General features: G+C 40.6%; 18 protein-coding genes. 12 read left to right on the forward strand and 6 right to left on the reverse strand.

Translation table 11 applies throughout. From position 1 onward, the window contains the following. Window positions 1–130 precede the first annotated feature (130 nt). The 3 genes from C3F22_RS02325 (at window position 131) to C3F22_RS02330 (ending at window position 1,359) form a co-directional block, all read left to right on the forward strand. A complete protein-coding gene (locus C3F22_RS02325) occupies window positions 131–493 on the forward strand; it encodes a hypothetical protein (protein WP_104425828.1) in 363 nt (120 codons plus the stop codon). A 133-nt stretch (window positions 494–626) separates the two neighbouring features. Then, window positions 627–806 (forward strand): cold-shock protein, encoded by a 180-nt coding sequence (locus C3F22_RS18825; protein ID WP_376745113.1) that lies wholly within the window; start codon window positions 627–629, stop codon window positions 804–806. Then, window positions 757–1,359, forward strand: a complete 603-nt coding sequence (locus C3F22_RS02330) for an excalibur calcium-binding domain-containing protein (RefSeq protein ID WP_376745112.1) — start codon at window positions 757–759, stop codon at window positions 1,357–1,359. The genes C3F22_RS18825 and C3F22_RS02330 overlap by 50 nt, the downstream gene beginning before the upstream one ends. Window positions 1,360–1,399: 40 nt before the next feature. On the opposite strand, the gene gigC is transcribed toward C3F22_RS02330, so the two are convergent. Beyond that, window positions 1,400–2,278: a LysR family transcriptional regulator GigC gene (gigC, locus tag C3F22_RS02335; RefSeq protein WP_104425829.1), complete on the reverse strand. Its 879-nt coding sequence runs from the start codon at window positions 2,276–2,278 to the stop codon at window positions 1,400–1,402. Between the two features lie 85 nt (window positions 2,279–2,363). On the opposite strand from gigC, the gene C3F22_RS02340 reads away from it, so the two are divergent. Beyond that, window positions 2,364–3,125, forward strand: a complete 762-nt coding sequence (locus C3F22_RS02340) for a ferredoxin--NADP reductase (protein ID WP_104425830.1) — start codon at window positions 2,364–2,366, stop codon at window positions 3,123–3,125. 315 nt (window positions 3,126–3,440) lie between these two features. Here the strand turns inward: C3F22_RS02340 and C3F22_RS02345 are convergent, their stop codons facing one another. Next, window positions 3,441–3,863 carry a hypothetical protein gene (locus C3F22_RS02345; RefSeq protein ID WP_005237048.1) on the reverse strand — a complete coding sequence of 141 codons (423 nt, stop codon included), beginning with the start codon at window positions 3,861–3,863 and terminating at the stop codon, window positions 3,441–3,443. 407 nt (window positions 3,864–4,270) lie between these two features. Between C3F22_RS02345 and C3F22_RS02350 the strand changes: the two genes are divergently transcribed. The 4 genes from C3F22_RS02350 (at window position 4,271) to C3F22_RS18320 (ending at window position 7,175) form a co-directional block, all read left to right on the forward strand. Then, entirely contained in the window at window positions 4,271–4,624 is a 354-nt protein-coding gene (locus C3F22_RS02350; RefSeq protein WP_034702043.1) for a hypothetical protein, read from the forward strand. A gap of 198 nt (window positions 4,625–4,822) precedes the next feature. Continuing rightward, window positions 4,823–6,658 carry a mechanosensitive ion channel gene (locus tag C3F22_RS02355; protein WP_034702019.1) on the forward strand — a complete coding sequence of 612 codons (1,836 nt, stop codon included), beginning with the start codon at window positions 4,823–4,825 and terminating at the stop codon, window positions 6,656–6,658. Window positions 6,659–6,725: 67 nt separating this feature from the next. Then, the gene (locus C3F22_RS18315; protein WP_004785046.1) at window positions 6,726–6,893 is read left to right on the forward strand and encodes a hypothetical protein; all 168 of its coding nucleotides are present in this window, start codon (window positions 6,726–6,728) and stop codon (window positions 6,891–6,893) included. 129 nt (window positions 6,894–7,022) lie between these two features. Continuing rightward, entirely contained in the window at window positions 7,023–7,175 is a 153-nt protein-coding gene (locus C3F22_RS18320) for a hypothetical protein (protein WP_171284715.1), read from the forward strand. A gap of 35 nt (window positions 7,176–7,210) precedes the next feature. Here C3F22_RS18320 and C3F22_RS02360 read toward each other — a convergent pair whose 3' ends face one another. Next, window positions 7,211–8,410 carry an NAD(P)/FAD-dependent oxidoreductase gene (locus C3F22_RS02360; RefSeq protein WP_034170095.1) on the reverse strand — a complete coding sequence of 400 codons (1,200 nt, stop codon included), beginning with the start codon at window positions 8,408–8,410 and terminating at the stop codon, window positions 7,211–7,213. A 189-nt stretch (window positions 8,411–8,599) separates the two neighbouring features. Between C3F22_RS02360 and C3F22_RS02365 the strand changes: the two genes are divergently transcribed. Next, window positions 8,600–8,923 carry a DUF4870 family protein gene (locus C3F22_RS02365; RefSeq protein ID WP_104425831.1) on the forward strand — a complete coding sequence of 108 codons (324 nt, stop codon included), beginning with the start codon at window positions 8,600–8,602 and terminating at the stop codon, window positions 8,921–8,923. Between the two features lie 24 nt (window positions 8,924–8,947). Here the strand turns inward: C3F22_RS02365 and C3F22_RS02370 are convergent, their stop codons facing one another. Continuing rightward, on the reverse strand, window positions 8,948–9,808 hold the full coding sequence (locus tag C3F22_RS02370) for a 1-aminocyclopropane-1-carboxylate deaminase/D-cysteine desulfhydrase (protein ID WP_104425832.1): 861 nt from the start codon (window positions 9,806–9,808) through the stop codon (window positions 8,948–8,950). Between the two features lie 178 nt (window positions 9,809–9,986). Between C3F22_RS02370 and C3F22_RS02375 the strand changes: the two genes are divergently transcribed. Further along, entirely contained in the window at window positions 9,987–10,169 is a 183-nt protein-coding gene (locus tag C3F22_RS02375) for an NF038215 family lipoprotein (RefSeq protein ID WP_005237029.1), read from the forward strand. A gap of 102 nt (window positions 10,170–10,271) precedes the next feature. After that, entirely contained in the window at window positions 10,272–10,895 is a 624-nt protein-coding gene (locus C3F22_RS02380) for a LysE family translocator (RefSeq protein WP_005237028.1), read from the forward strand. Between the two features lie 61 nt (window positions 10,896–10,956). Here the strand turns inward: C3F22_RS02380 and C3F22_RS02385 are convergent, their stop codons facing one another. Together C3F22_RS02385 and C3F22_RS02390 are read right to left on the reverse strand one after the other, a co-directional pair. After that, complete coding sequence (locus tag C3F22_RS02385; protein ID WP_104425833.1) at window positions 10,957–12,144, reverse strand: ammonium transporter; 1,188 nt, start codon at window positions 12,142–12,144, stop codon at window positions 10,957–10,959. 450 nt (window positions 12,145–12,594) lie between these two features. Next, window positions 12,595–13,578: an MBL fold metallo-hydrolase gene (locus tag C3F22_RS02390; RefSeq protein ID WP_104425834.1), complete on the reverse strand. Its 984-nt coding sequence runs from the start codon at window positions 13,576–13,578 to the stop codon at window positions 12,595–12,597. A 267-nt stretch (window positions 13,579–13,845) separates the two neighbouring features. Between C3F22_RS02390 and C3F22_RS18830 the strand changes: the two genes are divergently transcribed. Next, complete coding sequence (locus tag C3F22_RS18830) at window positions 13,846–13,962, forward strand: hypothetical protein (RefSeq protein WP_375725620.1); 117 nt, start codon at window positions 13,846–13,848, stop codon at window positions 13,960–13,962. Window positions 13,963–13,982 lie beyond the last annotated feature (20 nt).

Here is a 13,982-nt window from a genome sequence, read left to right on the forward strand (position 1 = left end):
AGGAATCTTGTGTAATCTAAAGCTTATAGAATGTTGCGAAAACAATAAAATACCCACCAAAGCTTAACAATATCCTTTAATCCCTTCCATATAAACTAGGCATCTGTTGAATGATCTAGGGACACATATCATGTTCACAGATGGAAGAATTAAAACCTATGATGCTGTACGAGGGGTGGGAAGTATTGAATTGGCAAATAATGCGAAGGAACTTAATTTTCAGTTAGATCAATTACCTTCACCTGAAATAGTACCTCAAGTCGGAGAACGACTTAAATTTAGAATAATTGAAGAGCAAAATGCGATTCAACTGGACAATATGGTACGTTTGGATATCAAGAGTCAGGAAGAGTTCGTTTCTGAAGTAGTCGCATTGCCATCTCTAGCTTCTACTACGATAGTTAATCCGGCACGCAATACCATTTTCTTTAGTCCTACACTTTGGTTGATTCTGGTAACAGCAATTGGATTTATGATTTTTGGAGAAATTTAAGTTAGGTTCTCATTTACTAAGATATTTGTCTCATCATTCAAATAAAAAAGCATCTTAAGGTGCTTTTTTTATCTTAGGATTTTAAACGCTTTTTGAATACAATAATTAAAAATATCAAACAATAGAGTGAATTATGTTTTTAGAGGGGAAGATCAAGACCTATAACGAAGAACGAGGTTTTGGTTTTATTGAGATAGCTGGTGAGTCAAAAGATTTATTCTTCCATATTAAAGACTTCCCAAATAAGAACGTGCCACCCAAAGTTGGGGGAAAGTTTAAAGTTTCTCAAAATACAGGATGCAGGCAAGTTTAAAGCAGATCATATTGTTCGTTTAGATATCTCATATCAAAAGACACTTTCAAAAATTGTTAGTCAACATAATGATCTTCAGATCGAAAGAGCAGTACCTTATCATCAGCCTAAAAAGTCAGTTTTATCAAAATTGATTACAGGCATTGGTTTAATCATTATCGTGATACTTTCTGTATTGGTTTATGGAAAATACCAAAACTATAAAATACAAAAGCAACAGCAACTTGAGCATTTAATGCAAGAACAAAAAAGGCTTGTTTCAGAACAACGTGCTGCTTTAGGTGACTTACCAGAACAAGGCCTAAGTGAACAAGGAAGGAAGAATTTAGAGGTATCCACAAATACTCCTATTAGAAGTACTGCCTCATCCACTTCAGTATCTTCACCTTATCGATGTGATGGTAGAACCCATTGTAGCCAGATGCGCTCTTATGATGAAGCAGTATTCTTTTTGCGAAATTGCCCGGGTACTCAGATGGATGGAAATCATGATGGTGTTCCATGTGAAAGACAGTTTAAGGAAGAAATTAGTAAGAGACATTTATTCAGGTAATAAAAAAGCGCCAAAAGGCGCTTTTTATTGAAAGTGAAATTTATGCTTCACAGAATTTCATAAAAGCTTTGAGGCCTGGACCTTGATATTTCTGGCGGTGTACCAGCATAAATAAAGGACGGGTGAGTGACCAGAATGGAGTATTCAGAATCACCAGTTGGCCTTTTTCCTGTAAAGGTTCAATTGCCAGCTTGGAAATACAGGACATCCCTAAACCACCTGCCACAATCTTTAGAATTGCTTCATTATGACCTAGCGTCAGACGGATATTAGCATCTGGAACATCTTGCAGAATGGCATTGTCAAAGACTTCGCGCGTGCCTGAACCTTCTTCACGAAGAATCCATTCTACAGATTTAAAGTCTTCTGCAGTCAGTAGACGGTTTAACTGAGCAAGTGGATGATCGGGAGCACAGCACACCGCGAGTTCATCATCACGCCAATGGATACATTGCAGCTGTGGTAAGTGACAAGAACCTTCAATCAGCGCAAGATCCAGCTGGAACTGGTTGACGGCTTCAATCATCTGGCGAGTATTACCCACCTGAAGTTGCAAGTGTGCCTGTGGCTGAATTTTCAGGAAATCCGCCATTAGGTCTGGCATCAGATAGTCGGAAATGGTCAGGGTCGCACCGAGACGCAAGTCAATGCTTTGCAGTTCACCTTTAGCAGCTTGTTCAAAAGCTTCACAGCGACCAAGAATTTCAAGTGCTTGCGGGAGAAGAAAACGACCTAAATCATTCAGCTGTAAACGCTTGCCTAGACGGTCGAATAAAGGTGCGCCAAGACCATCTTCTAAATCTGCTAAAGCCATACTCGCCGCACTTTGGGTGAGTTTGACTGCATCACTGGCTTTGGTGACGGTACCTTCTTGAGCAACTGCTACAAAAACAGCCAACTGGCGTAGAGTCATGCGCATGAATAGAGCCTTAACATTTAAAAAATATTAATAAATTATGCTGTCATGCTACCATGAGCATAGTCTTTGATGCCACGTTTGAATCATGCCTATTGAAAAATTTAGCTTAGAAAAGGTTTTATCTGTACACCGTTGGACCAATACGCTGTTTAGTTTCACCATGACCAGACCTGCGCATTTCAAGTTTACGGCAGGACAGTTTGCGCGTATTGGCTTGAAAGTGGGGGATGAACTGGTCGTTCGGGCATATTCAGTCGTGTCATCGCCTTTTGATGAAACACTGGAATTTTTTTCGATTGTGGTTCCGGAAGGAAAATTTACTTCGAATTTACAACATCTTAAAGTAAGTGATGAACTCTACTTAGAGAAAATTCCCTATGGCTATCTGACTTTGGCACGTTATCAATTGCCATTACCACAAGATTTATGGCTGCTTGGCACAGGTACAGGTCTGGCACCATTTTTATCCATGCTGCAAGACTTTGAAACCTGGAATAAATATAAACATATTAACCTGGTTTATAGCGTCCGTACGCAAGACGAACTGGCTTATGTCGACCGTATTCAGGAAATTGCCGAGACCTTTGGCGGAGGTCATACAGGTTTTAAATTTATTCCAATCATTACCCGTGACCCTGAAGCAGCACTTCACCATCGTTTACCGATCTTGATTGAAAATGGAGAACTTGAACGGGCAGCAGGACTCCAGCTTAATCCTGAAACCAGTCATGTGATGCTCTGTGGTAACCCGGAAATGGTCGAAGATACCAAAGAAGCGTTAAAAGCACGTGGCCTGACCATGAACCGCCGTGGTGAAGGAAATATTGCGGTAGAGAATTATTGGTAATTCCTTCAGAGTTCCTCCCTTTCTAAAAGGGAGGTTAGGAGGGATTAAAGTTAGATTATTTGCCAGTTCTTGAATCCTCCCCAACCCCTCCTTTGCAAAGGAGGGGCTTTTACCTCTCTCTTACGTAGCAGTGCTGCTTATCGCCTAAAAGGAAAGGGAGTTACAGCCTTTTAAAAGTTAGAAATGGATTAAAATTGAAAAAATATTTTCAAGTTAAAAAGAATCCCCCTAAATCCCCATTTGTTAAAGGGGGGACTTTTATTTTCTTTAGGCACAAAAAAAACCTCCATACGGAGGTTTTTTGCTATTCAGGAATTAATGTACAAACATATCCATAAAGTCACGGATTTCCTGAATGGCAGTATCTGTATCGGTGGTTAACCAGGTCGGCTCAAAGAAACCGGCATAATGTTCGATTCGATCCGCGGGCACAACTAAACGTACCGGACAATCTTCTTCCAGCAGACGCCATGGAATAATCGGAACGTCATTATCTAGCCAGGCCGCCACATTCCGTACATCAATGACCATGGCATTAATGCAGTCCGGAAAAGGCATTACCGACATTTCTTCAGTACGGCGGCGGAAATATTCCAGATCTTGCCAGCGTAGCATAAAGCTAGGTTTGCTAAATTCAATGATTCCAATCAGATGCTGATCACGAGTGTAGTGCAAAGCACATTGATGTGTGACGTCAGTGTCAAGATCAAGCGATACACTCTGTTGACGATACGCCATAAAACTCGGGTGCATGAAAAATAAGGTGGATAATTATAACGTATTTTGTGCAAAGTAGCAGGTATATTGAAAAACGGTATTTTTACAGCATGTTTTAACCCACTTAAAATGTGCTTAAAATTTAATAAAATCATAATGGTATATTGTCTATTTTATAGATAATTCAAATCCTGATAAATCAGCTAAAAACCGCCAGTATTAACTGTCTCGGAAGAGAGTTTCTAACCATAAGAGCATAGTATATTCAGGCTAGAAAATGCCTCTTTTTGAAACTAATACCAAGTTCATCAGACTCATACATATAACTTACATCCATTCACTATCTCACCATCTTTTGTCACAGAAGCCGTGATAACTGCTTGTTATGATAAAAATCTACTTATGAATAAGAAAGAGTGAGAATGGTCATGGTTGATGATTTTAATAAAAAACCACCTTTGCATGATCAGGCAGCAATCACGCAGAAGAAGCGCATTCCTGTCTATATCCTGATTTTGGTCGGTATCTTTTTACTGGCAGTCCTGTTCTATATGTTTGCAGATGTGAAGCCAGATGCGCCTGCGACCCAGCCTAATACACCGGTACCAGCGACTGAAGCCCCTGCCAATAATGGTAGTCCGGCGGCTACTCCAGGCGGTGAAAGCAATGAAGCAATGGCTACCGCAGATGATGCGATGACAGAAGCAACAGCCACTGTAGGCGAAATGTCACAAGATACAGCAGAAGCCACTGCAACTGATGCTCAACAGGCCACCCAATAATTGGAATTGTTAAAAAAAACTCTGGTTAATGACTAGAGCTTTTTTGCAATAGGTGGTGATGTTTTTCAAAGTTCTGTATCTCCAGGCAAGCTAAGCACAGGAAGTTCAAGCTTTATAAGTAATCGGAAAGAGCTAAAGATTTCGAAAATAAGCTCGTGAATTCAGATAAATAGCGTAATAACAAAGAGGGCAGAAAACATGAATGATTATATGAGAGGCCCACGTGGTGGCTATGATGCCATGTACTACTGGGATCAGTTTCATCCAATTCTTAGTGCAATTGCCATATTAGTTCTAGGTTGGATTATTGCATTACTCGTCTCGGCAGGTGTTAAAAAAATCTTGCAAAAACTAGGGACCAATACACACTTAAATGCAGCGACAGGACATCGCTCTAATGTCGAGAGTATTATCGCTCGTGTTGTGTTCTGGATTATTCTGATTATTGCGGTGATCGGGGCGCTTAACGTACTGAATCTGACAGCAGTGAGCGGACCGTTCAGTAATATGATCCAGCAGTTCCTGCTCTTTATTCCACAATTGCTGGCGGCTATTGCTGTGGCCTTTGTTGGATGGATTGTGGCGAATCTGGTCAAAGTCGGCTTGCAAAAAATGCTTGATCGCACTCAGCTGGATGAAAAGCTGAGTGCCGAAGTCGGTGTCAGTCCGATTAGCCAAAATATCAGTGAAATTGTTTACTGGCTGATTTTACTGCTGTTCTTACCAATTGTCTTGTCGATTCTAGGTCTACACGGTTTATTACTGCCTGTGCAGAACATGCTGACGGATGTCGTAAGTTATCTGCCTAATATCTTCATTGCTGCAGTTATTGTATTTGTCGGATACATTCTGGCAAAAATCGTTCGCGGTATTGTCGAAGGTTTGCTCAACAGCTTGAATATTCAACATCAAGCTGAAAAAGTCGGCATTTTCAAAAACTCGAATGTCGCTCAACTGATTGGTTCATTCATCTTTGCAGTCGTAATTATTACGTCATTAATCATTGCATTTGAAGCACTGGGTATCGAAGCAATTTCTCAACCAGCAACTGCAATGCTGTATGAGATCATGAATGCCATTCCAAATATCATTGCAGCTGCACTGATTCTAATTCTGGCTTATGTAGTTTCTAGACTGGTAGCACGTCTGGTAACTGAAGTCGTTGCCGGAACAGGCGTAGATGAGGTTCCAGCTAAACTGGATCTACAACGCTTCCTGGGCAAAACCAAACTATCAAGCTTGGTGGGTTATCTGATTGTACTGTTCACTATGCTATTTGCGGTTTCTGAAGCAGCGGACCGTTTAGGCTTTGAACAGGTAAGTGGCCTGATTGCGATGTTCATCTACTTCGGTGCAAACATCCTACTAGGTGCTGTAATTCTGGTGATCGGCTTCTGGCTGGCCAACGTAGTTGCCAACATTGTGCAACGCGGTGAATACAACAGTTCACGCTGGTTAGCAAACTTGGTTCGTGTACTGATCATGGGTCTGGTCATTGCAATGGGTCTACGTGCCATGGGCATTGCTGACTCGATCGTGAATCTGGCCTTCGGTTTAACTCTGGGTGCTGTTGCAGTGGCCTTTGCCTTGGCCTTTGGTCTCGGTGGCCGTCAACCAGCAGAACGTGTACTGACTGATTTGATCGATAAAGCTAAACGAGAAGCTAAAGAACCGAATCCTTTGAAAAATGAAACCAATATCATGACTTCAGGCTTAGGTGCTGATGTCAGTGGTACTACAGGTGCAGGCAGTTCAACTACAGGAGAAAATATTGTGCCGAAGCAAGATCAATCACAAGATGACAATACGCCAATGCGTACCAATTTATCCAATAGTACACCAGCGACCTTGACCACTGCACCACAGGATGATGAAGCTTCAGGTATAGATCAGGTGACACCAGATGTAGATCAGGCTGTACCGGATTCGCTTCAAGTTGATCCAATTCATCCACCAGCGAATAATCCATTTGGTTCTACAGGTGAAGAAGAACCGAATGTCGATAGTCATCCAAAAAAAGATGACCCGAATTAACCTGTTCTATCCAAACAAAATCGGCCACACTTGAGTGGTCGATTTTTTTAATTATGAGGAAATCTGAATGAATGCCAAGAAACCGAATAATCTATTAGCACCCTTAGTGATAGCAGGCATTACCATTGGCTTTTTCACGGCTGCTTATCGATTTGTCTTTGTGAAAAGTAAACAGGATGAGCAGGCTGAACGAGAGCTGGATAAGAAAATACCTGATCCAGACGAATTTAACTAAGCCAGAACACTGCTCAGTCACTACACATAGAATTTCTTTTTTAAAAAATATAGAATATTCAAGTGAATACTAAAATGATTTTGGTATTTTTCTTGCATTAAAAATATAAAGAAAAAGGAGATCAATAATATGTGGAAAACATTGCAGCATAAATTTATGACATCTATGGCAGACCGAGTACCATTACATCTGCAGGAAGCGGCTCAGAAAATGCAACTGACGATTGACCGTTTAGAAAATATGGGCAATCTCAACCTGTTTAAAACGGATTATCTGGAATAAGCGAAGTATTTTCTTTTTCCTAGATCATCTCTGTATTAAACATATTCCGATGCGGCATGCGCTGATGACCATGCCCATTGGAAGTTAAAACCTCCCAAATGACCAGTCACATCCAGTATCTCACCCACAAAATACAAGCCTTTCTGCTTTTTGCTTTCCATGGTTTTAGATGAAACTTCGGTTGTATCCACACCGCCCAAAGTCACCTCGGCTGTCCGGTAACCCTCAGTTCCAGAAGGCTTCAATTCAAAGCCACTTAAACGTTTGGCAATCTGTTCCAACTTGTCATCACTAATATTGCCAATAGATGTTTCAGCGACTTCAGGCCAGATCAGATTCTGTAATTCTAGTACTACGCTCTTCGGTAAATGTTCGGTCAATAGTGTACGTAGCAGAACTTTAGGCTGACTCTGTTTTTTAGATTTAAAGAAATCAAACAAGTCGATACTTGGCAGAAAGTCGACCTTAAAACTTTGGCCAACATCCCAGTAATTTGACAGTTGTAGGGAGCTAGGGCCGCTCAGACCACGATGGGTAAACAGTAAAGCTTCAGTAAAACTATTTAAATTATTAGACAGCGTGGCTTCGACTGCATTACCGCTCAGACGAGTGGTGACTTCCTTGAAATTATCCGAGAAAGTAAACGGTACCAGACCGGCACGGGTTGGATAGACATGATGTCCAAACTGCTTGGCAATCTCATAGCCGATGCCTGAACCGCCTAGAGTTGGAATCGACAAGCCACCTGAAGCAACCACAACCGATTCCACTCCAAAATATCCTAAAGAAGTGACTACCTGAAATCCTTGATCGTCTACAGTGTTGACGACTTTCACTTCGCAGTTGGTTTTGATCTCGACCAGACCAGTCTTGTCACATTCAGACAGCAGCATCGCCAGAATTTCTTTAGCACCATTTAAGGTAAATAACTGTCCATGTTTACGTTCTTCATACTCGATGCCATATTCGCAGACCATACCAATAAAATCCCAATTGGTATAGCGGGTCAGTGCTGAAATCACGAAATGCGGATTATGCGAGATGAAATTTTCAGGTTCGACATAGAGGTTGGTGAAATTACATTTGCCGCCACCAGACATCAGAATTTTTTTACCCACCTTATTGGCTTTTTCAACGACTACGACTTTTCGACCACGTTGTGCTGCCATATAGGCTGTCATTAAACCGGATGCACCTGCACCTATGACCAAAACATCGTATTGCTGAACAGACATGACACACTCAAGGGAGAAGAAAGGGGAGCATTATAGACAATTTTATTTCAGCTTTCTCTATTCTTGGAAGGGGCTACCCGAATTACAGCGTGTTAGCGAATATTTATCATAAATAATTTGAAGCAGCTGGCGGATTCATGCATAGTTTTGTCATGCCTAAAAAATAATCACAATGAAAAGGAATAATTTATGACGGATACGGCAGCATACAAACAATATAATCTGATCAGCTATATTCTTCATCTACTGGGTTTTTTCTTGGGAATAACCCCATTAATCGCAATTATCATGAATTATATTAAACGTGATGAAATGCGGGGCACCTGGCTGGAAAGTCATGTGAACTGGCAGATTAAAACCTTCTGGTTCAGCTTACTAGGTTATATTCTGGGTGGGCTGCTCACCGTAATTCTGATCGGTTTTGTGATTATTTTTCTGGTCTTTGTCTGGCATGTCTATCGACTGGTAAAAGGGCTGATTGCCTTAAATGAAAATAATCCGATAGGCATTTAAGTTTCGATCAGAACTTTAAGCGAGTTAAATATTTCGACCTTGTAGTCCACCAGTATGCAGGATCAGTAGTTTTGTTTCTGCTGGAAAATAACCTTTTTCAATCAGGTCGGAAATTCCTAACAGCATTTTTCCCGTATAAATATGCTCTAAGGGAATATCATATTCAGCTTCAAAGTGCTGTATAAACTGGATCAGCTCAGGAGTGATTTTGGCATAGCCACCGCAACAATAATCATCGAGAATGGACCAGTTTCTTTTCGTGGTCAGCTTAGCCACATCCTCATTTAGGAAATCGCCTTTTAAGGCAGAAAATCCTAATACCTGTTGCTGAGGCTGGCTGGCTTCAATCAAACCTGTGATCGTGCCACCCGTGCCTACAGCACAGCAGATCACGTCAAATTGTGCATCGCCGTCCTTTAGAATCTCCTGACATCCCCGAATCGCCAATGCATTAGTACCGCCTTCAGGAATGATGTAATGTGCGGGAAAATTTTGTGCTAACCTTTCTAGATAATCAGTGTCCTGTTTACATTGATATTCTTCACGACTCACAAAATGTAACTGCATGCCGAATTGTTGTGCCAACGCTAAAGTGGGGTTTAAAGGCTGATGAGCCAGTTCTTCACCCCGAATAATACCGGCACTCTCAAAGCCAAACTGCTGGGATGCAAACGCCGTTGCGGCAATATGATTGGAATAAGCACCACCAAAAGTTAGCAGCTTTTTAAAGCCAAGTTGCTGTGCTTCCAGAAAATTGTATTTTAGTTTAAAAAACTTGTTGCCGGATATTTGCGGATGCACCAGATCCAGACGGCGTATGGTTACAAGCCTATCTTTCAGCCAGATGCGCTGGTCTGGAATATGCTGGGCGATTTTTTCAAACATGGTATTTTCATAAGCTAAGAATGAGCAAATTATAGCGAAATAGAATCAGCAGGATGGCAGAATCATGAGCTCCTTAAACTAAGAATAAATTTTTGTAGATTGTCACAATTCATATGCTGAAAATTTAAACAAATTTGCTAATCTGAATCTTATAGGGAACTTAGAGGAGGATAGAATAATGAAAATACTATCCTGTACGATTTTAAGCGTATTGCTCTTAGGCTTATCTGGCTGTGATGATCCGCTGAATAAACCTAAAACTGATACACGAAGCATGATTATTGGCGGAGTGCCGGTGCATGACCATGATTATAAGATGCTTGATTCATCCCTCACCGCTCAAGACCAATTGAAGAAATAGCCGGATTTTGCACAAATATTGCATCATTTGTGTAGAAATATTAAAGCAAAATAAATTATTTTTACTTAAAATAAGCCATTCATTTTAAGTTTGGATGGTCACGTGGAATCATTTTGGATTTTAGGTTCAATTGCCTTTGCCCTCATGTTAGGTGCAATGAGCCCAGGACCGACTTCTATTTATGTAGCGAAAAATTCAATTGCGATCTCACGTAAGCATGGCCTATTTACAGCTTTAGGTACGGGTACTGGGGCGGCTATTTTTGGTCTGCTTGCAGTTTTAGGTTTGCAGGCATTTTTGCTGGCTGTGCCATCTGCCTATCTGGCTCTAAAAATTTGTGGTGGTTTATATCTACTCTGGTTGGCTTTTAAAATTATCAAGCATGCCAAAGAACCGATCGAGGCAGGCGATGACAGTCAAACTCAGATGTCCTTGCGTCGTGCCTATATGACAGGTTTGATTACCCAATTATCTAACCCAAAAATTGCCATTGTATTGGCCAGTATTTTTACTGCGCTTTTGCCAAAAGAAATTCCAACTTACTTTTACTTTGTATTGCCGGTTTTATGTTTCTTTATTGATGCAGGCTGGTGCTCGCTGGTGGCTGTTGCACTTTCTGCTGAAAAACCACGTCGTGTGTATTTAAAATTTAAAGCCGGTTTTGACCGTGCAGCAGGGGCGGTCATGACCGTGCTTGGCTTAAAGCTGATTTTTGGGATGAAGTAATTTTCCAATTATCGCAGACTATAAAAAGCCCCGATGATTCGGAGCTTTTTTTATTTGGTGCTTAAAAAATATTTTCTTCCGAATTAGCCGAGATCCGGTGAATAGATAAGTCTGCACCAGTAAATTCCTCTTCCTGACTCAGACGAATACCGATCAACATTTTCAGCAGACCATAAATCAGGAATCCACCTGCCAGAGCCACTACAATTGCCAGTACGGTACCGAATAGCTGTGAAATGATAGAAACACCACCCATGCCTCCGAGCCATTGCTGACCGAATACACCGACCGCAATTCCACCGAAAGCACCACATACGCCATGCAAAGGCCAGACCCCTAATACATCATCGACTTTGAGTTTATTTTGAGTATAGGTAAAGAGTTTTACAAAAATCACGCCTGCGCTGATTCCGATAAATAACGCACCCAGTGGATGTACCACATCAGAACCTGCACAGATGGCCACCAGTCCGGCTAATGGGCCGTTGTGCAAGAAGCCAGGATCATCTTTACCCGCTACTTTTGCTGCAATAGTTCCACCGACCATCGCCATTAGAGAGTTAATCGCAACCAGTCCGGAAATAGCACCTAGGCGTTGTGCACTCATCACATTAAAGCCAAACCAGCCAACAATCAGAATCCATGAGCCTAGAGCAAGGAAAGGGATAGATGATGGTGGATGTGCAGTAATCCGGCCATCATTTTTATATCGACCATTACGTGCACCAAGTAAAACGACTGCAGCCAGAGCAATCCAGCCTCCCATGCCATGCACGACCACAGAGCCGGCAAAGTCGTGGAAGGTGGCACCGAAGGTATTTGCCAACCAGTCTTGAAAACCAAAGTTGCCATTCCAGATCATTCCTTCAAAAAATGGATAAATCAGAGCAACTAAAAATAAAGTCGCTAAAGCCTGCGAACGCATTTTAGCCCGTTCAGCAATACCTCCCGAGATAATCGCAGGAATAGCTGCGGCAAAGGTCAGCAGGAAGAAACAGCGCATCAGGTTATAACCATGATCGGCTGCTAAAGTAGAGGCATCATGGAAAAAATGCTGACCATAGGCAATATAGTAGCCCACCAGAAAGTAAGCGATGGCGGATAGGGAAAAGTCAGTGAGAATTTTACTTAAAGCATTGACCTGATTTTTATGGCGAACTGTCCCTAGTTCTAAAAATGCAAATCCTGCATGCATGGCAAGCACTAGAACTGCACCGAGAAGGAGAAATAATAAGTCTATATTTTGCATTATGCGTTCCAATTTAGTGCATAGAATCACAAAAGAAATCCAGTATATAGAGGCAAACTGATTCGAAAAGAGTTACTAACAAGGGAAATTTTGATAAAGAATTTCTTGAAACTGACAAGACTCGATATGAAGCACAATAGAATTTTATGCACCAAACTAAGACATCATAAGAAAAGATAAAATTTGAATTTATATTTTGTTTTTTAGATATTTAGCTTTATCACAGAAAATGGCGTGTTAAAAATGTGTGCTAAAGGTGCACATGAAAAGTAAAAGGATTTTTAAGAAAAAATTTAAAAAAATTAAGTGATAGATTCTTTTGAATTGCAAAAGTACATCATGGTTTTAAATTTTAGAAGTCATGAAGACTATAACTTAGCTATATCTTCAATAAAGAAAACCCTAAAAAATTAGGGTTTGATCCGGAGCTAAAATCTCTGAAGTATTCAATTAATCTTTGAAATGCACAGGAATCCATTGATAGCTCTTTCCATCTTTTGAGTAAATATGACCGATCCCTGGGAATGGTAAATGTGGTGCTGCAATGGTCTGGCCTTGCTTGGCATATTCAGCAAAATCCTTTAAACGGGTTTGCACCGCAGTTTTAGGATCAACATCGAATTCTATGGCTGTTTCAGGTTTTTCGAATTGCAAGGTATGTGAATGGACGATGTCACCGACAAATACGACTTCTTGACCATCTGCTTTGAGTTTAAAGCTGTAATGCCCTGGGGTATGACCAAAGGATGGCTTAAACTCGATCCCACCAAAGGCTAAAGATTTATCAGAAAAGACTTTCACTTTTTTAGCTTTTTCATAGGGTGCAAGGGCGGCTTTAATTTTCTCTACGGTGTCTAAGAAACCCTCCTGCTGGTCTTTCGGTAGTTTTTTAACGGTATTTGGACTTAGCCAGTAGTCATATTCGGTTTTAGAAATATGTAAGGTGGCATTTGGATAATTTGCTGCGCCGTTATTTGAAATGCCACAAACATGATCAGGGTGGAGATGAGTCAGGAAAATACCACTCACTTGCGCAGGCTGATAACCTGATGCCTTGAGGTTATTATAAATTGATCCTAAGTGCGCACCAAAGCAGCTTGCAGCACCGCTGTCGACCATGAGTAGTTGATTATCTGTATTAATCAGGAAAGCATTGACTGAAGTCTGTATACCTTTGGCTTGATCGGCATGATATTTCTTTAAAATCTCAGTCTTTTCTGCATCACTTAAGCCTTTAAACATCGATGGATTTAAGTAGTTTGTACCATCGAGCAGGGCAGTAATCTGAGTATTACCAATTTGGTGATGGTAGTAGCCAGCAACTTGTTTTTGTGAAGCAATCGTTGCAGGTTGTTCAGCAGCCTGACTCACACTTACACTCAAAACAGAAAATGAAAGTAAAGAAGTGAGAAGGGATATCCTTAAAATATTCATGGCAATTCTTATGGTTGTGAAGTTTATGCTATGTATTAGCATGTAAAGCATGAAAATAGAATATAAAAATATTTACCTTTTTTTAAAGAGATAAGAGGAATTCACTATCTGTACTAGGCATTCAGTTTGAATCTGTATATTGATTTTGTAAGGAAATAAAAGATTTTTTATCTAAAAATATTTTTATAAATAAAATACTTAGATAAATTTCACTTTTATAAAAAAGCCCGTTAACATGGGGTATTGCAAACAGCCTTGGGTATCGCTATGAGTTTTTGGAAAAAGAAAAACAATGCAGTATTTGTATTTTTCATTATTACCTTATATTCATTGCTAGGCTTCGGCATTGGCTATGTCATCTGGGAATTTTTCCTTGATAAATAAGTGCTATCCGATTTATAGAT

It is taken from the genome of Acinetobacter sp. ACNIH1 (assembly GCF_002934695.1).
Lineage (GTDB): Bacteria > Pseudomonadota > Gammaproteobacteria > Pseudomonadales > Moraxellaceae > Acinetobacter > Acinetobacter variabilis.

Excerpts from the sequence above, each read along its gene's own strand:
- C3F22_RS02325 (WP_104425828.1), top strand. The coding sequence starts at position 131 with ATGTTCACAGATGGAAGAATTAAAACCTATGATGCTGTACGAGGGGTG.
- C3F22_RS18825 (WP_376745113.1), top strand. The coding sequence starts at position 627 with ATGTTTTTAGAGGGGAAGATCAAGACCTATAACGAAGAACGAGGTTTT.
- gigC (WP_104425829.1), bottom strand. The coding sequence starts at position 2,278 with ATGCGCATGACTCTACGCCAGTTGGCTGTTTTTGTAGCAGTTGCTCAA.
- C3F22_RS02340 (WP_104425830.1), top strand. The coding sequence starts at position 2,364 with ATGCCTATTGAAAAATTTAGCTTAGAAAAGGTTTTATCTGTACACCGT.
- C3F22_RS02345 (WP_005237048.1), bottom strand. The coding sequence starts at position 3,863 with ATGGCGTATCGTCAACAGAGTGTATCGCTTGATCTTGACACTGACGTC.
- C3F22_RS02350 (WP_034702043.1), top strand. The coding sequence starts at position 4,271 with ATGGTTGATGATTTTAATAAAAAACCACCTTTGCATGATCAGGCAGCA.
- C3F22_RS02355 (WP_034702019.1), top strand. The coding sequence starts at position 4,823 with ATGAATGATTATATGAGAGGCCCACGTGGTGGCTATGATGCCATGTAC.
- C3F22_RS18315 (WP_004785046.1), top strand. The coding sequence starts at position 6,726 with ATGAATGCCAAGAAACCGAATAATCTATTAGCACCCTTAGTGATAGCA.
- C3F22_RS18320 (WP_171284715.1), top strand. The coding sequence starts at position 7,023 with ATGTGGAAAACATTGCAGCATAAATTTATGACATCTATGGCAGACCGA.
- C3F22_RS02360 (WP_034170095.1), bottom strand. The coding sequence starts at position 8,410 with ATGTCTGTTCAGCAATACGATGTTTTGGTCATAGGTGCAGGTGCATCC.
- C3F22_RS02365 (WP_104425831.1), top strand. The coding sequence starts at position 8,600 with ATGACGGATACGGCAGCATACAAACAATATAATCTGATCAGCTATATT.
- C3F22_RS02370 (WP_104425832.1), bottom strand. The coding sequence starts at position 9,808 with ATGTTTGAAAAAATCGCCCAGCATATTCCAGACCAGCGCATCTGGCTG.
- C3F22_RS02375 (WP_005237029.1), top strand. The coding sequence starts at position 9,987 with ATGAAAATACTATCCTGTACGATTTTAAGCGTATTGCTCTTAGGCTTA.
- C3F22_RS02385 (WP_104425833.1), bottom strand. The coding sequence starts at position 12,144 with ATGCAAAATATAGACTTATTATTTCTCCTTCTCGGTGCAGTTCTAGTG.
- C3F22_RS02390 (WP_104425834.1), bottom strand. The coding sequence starts at position 13,578 with ATGAATATTTTAAGGATATCCCTTCTCACTTCTTTACTTTCATTTTCT.
- C3F22_RS18830 (WP_375725620.1), top strand. The coding sequence starts at position 13,846 with ATGAGTTTTTGGAAAAAGAAAAACAATGCAGTATTTGTATTTTTCATT.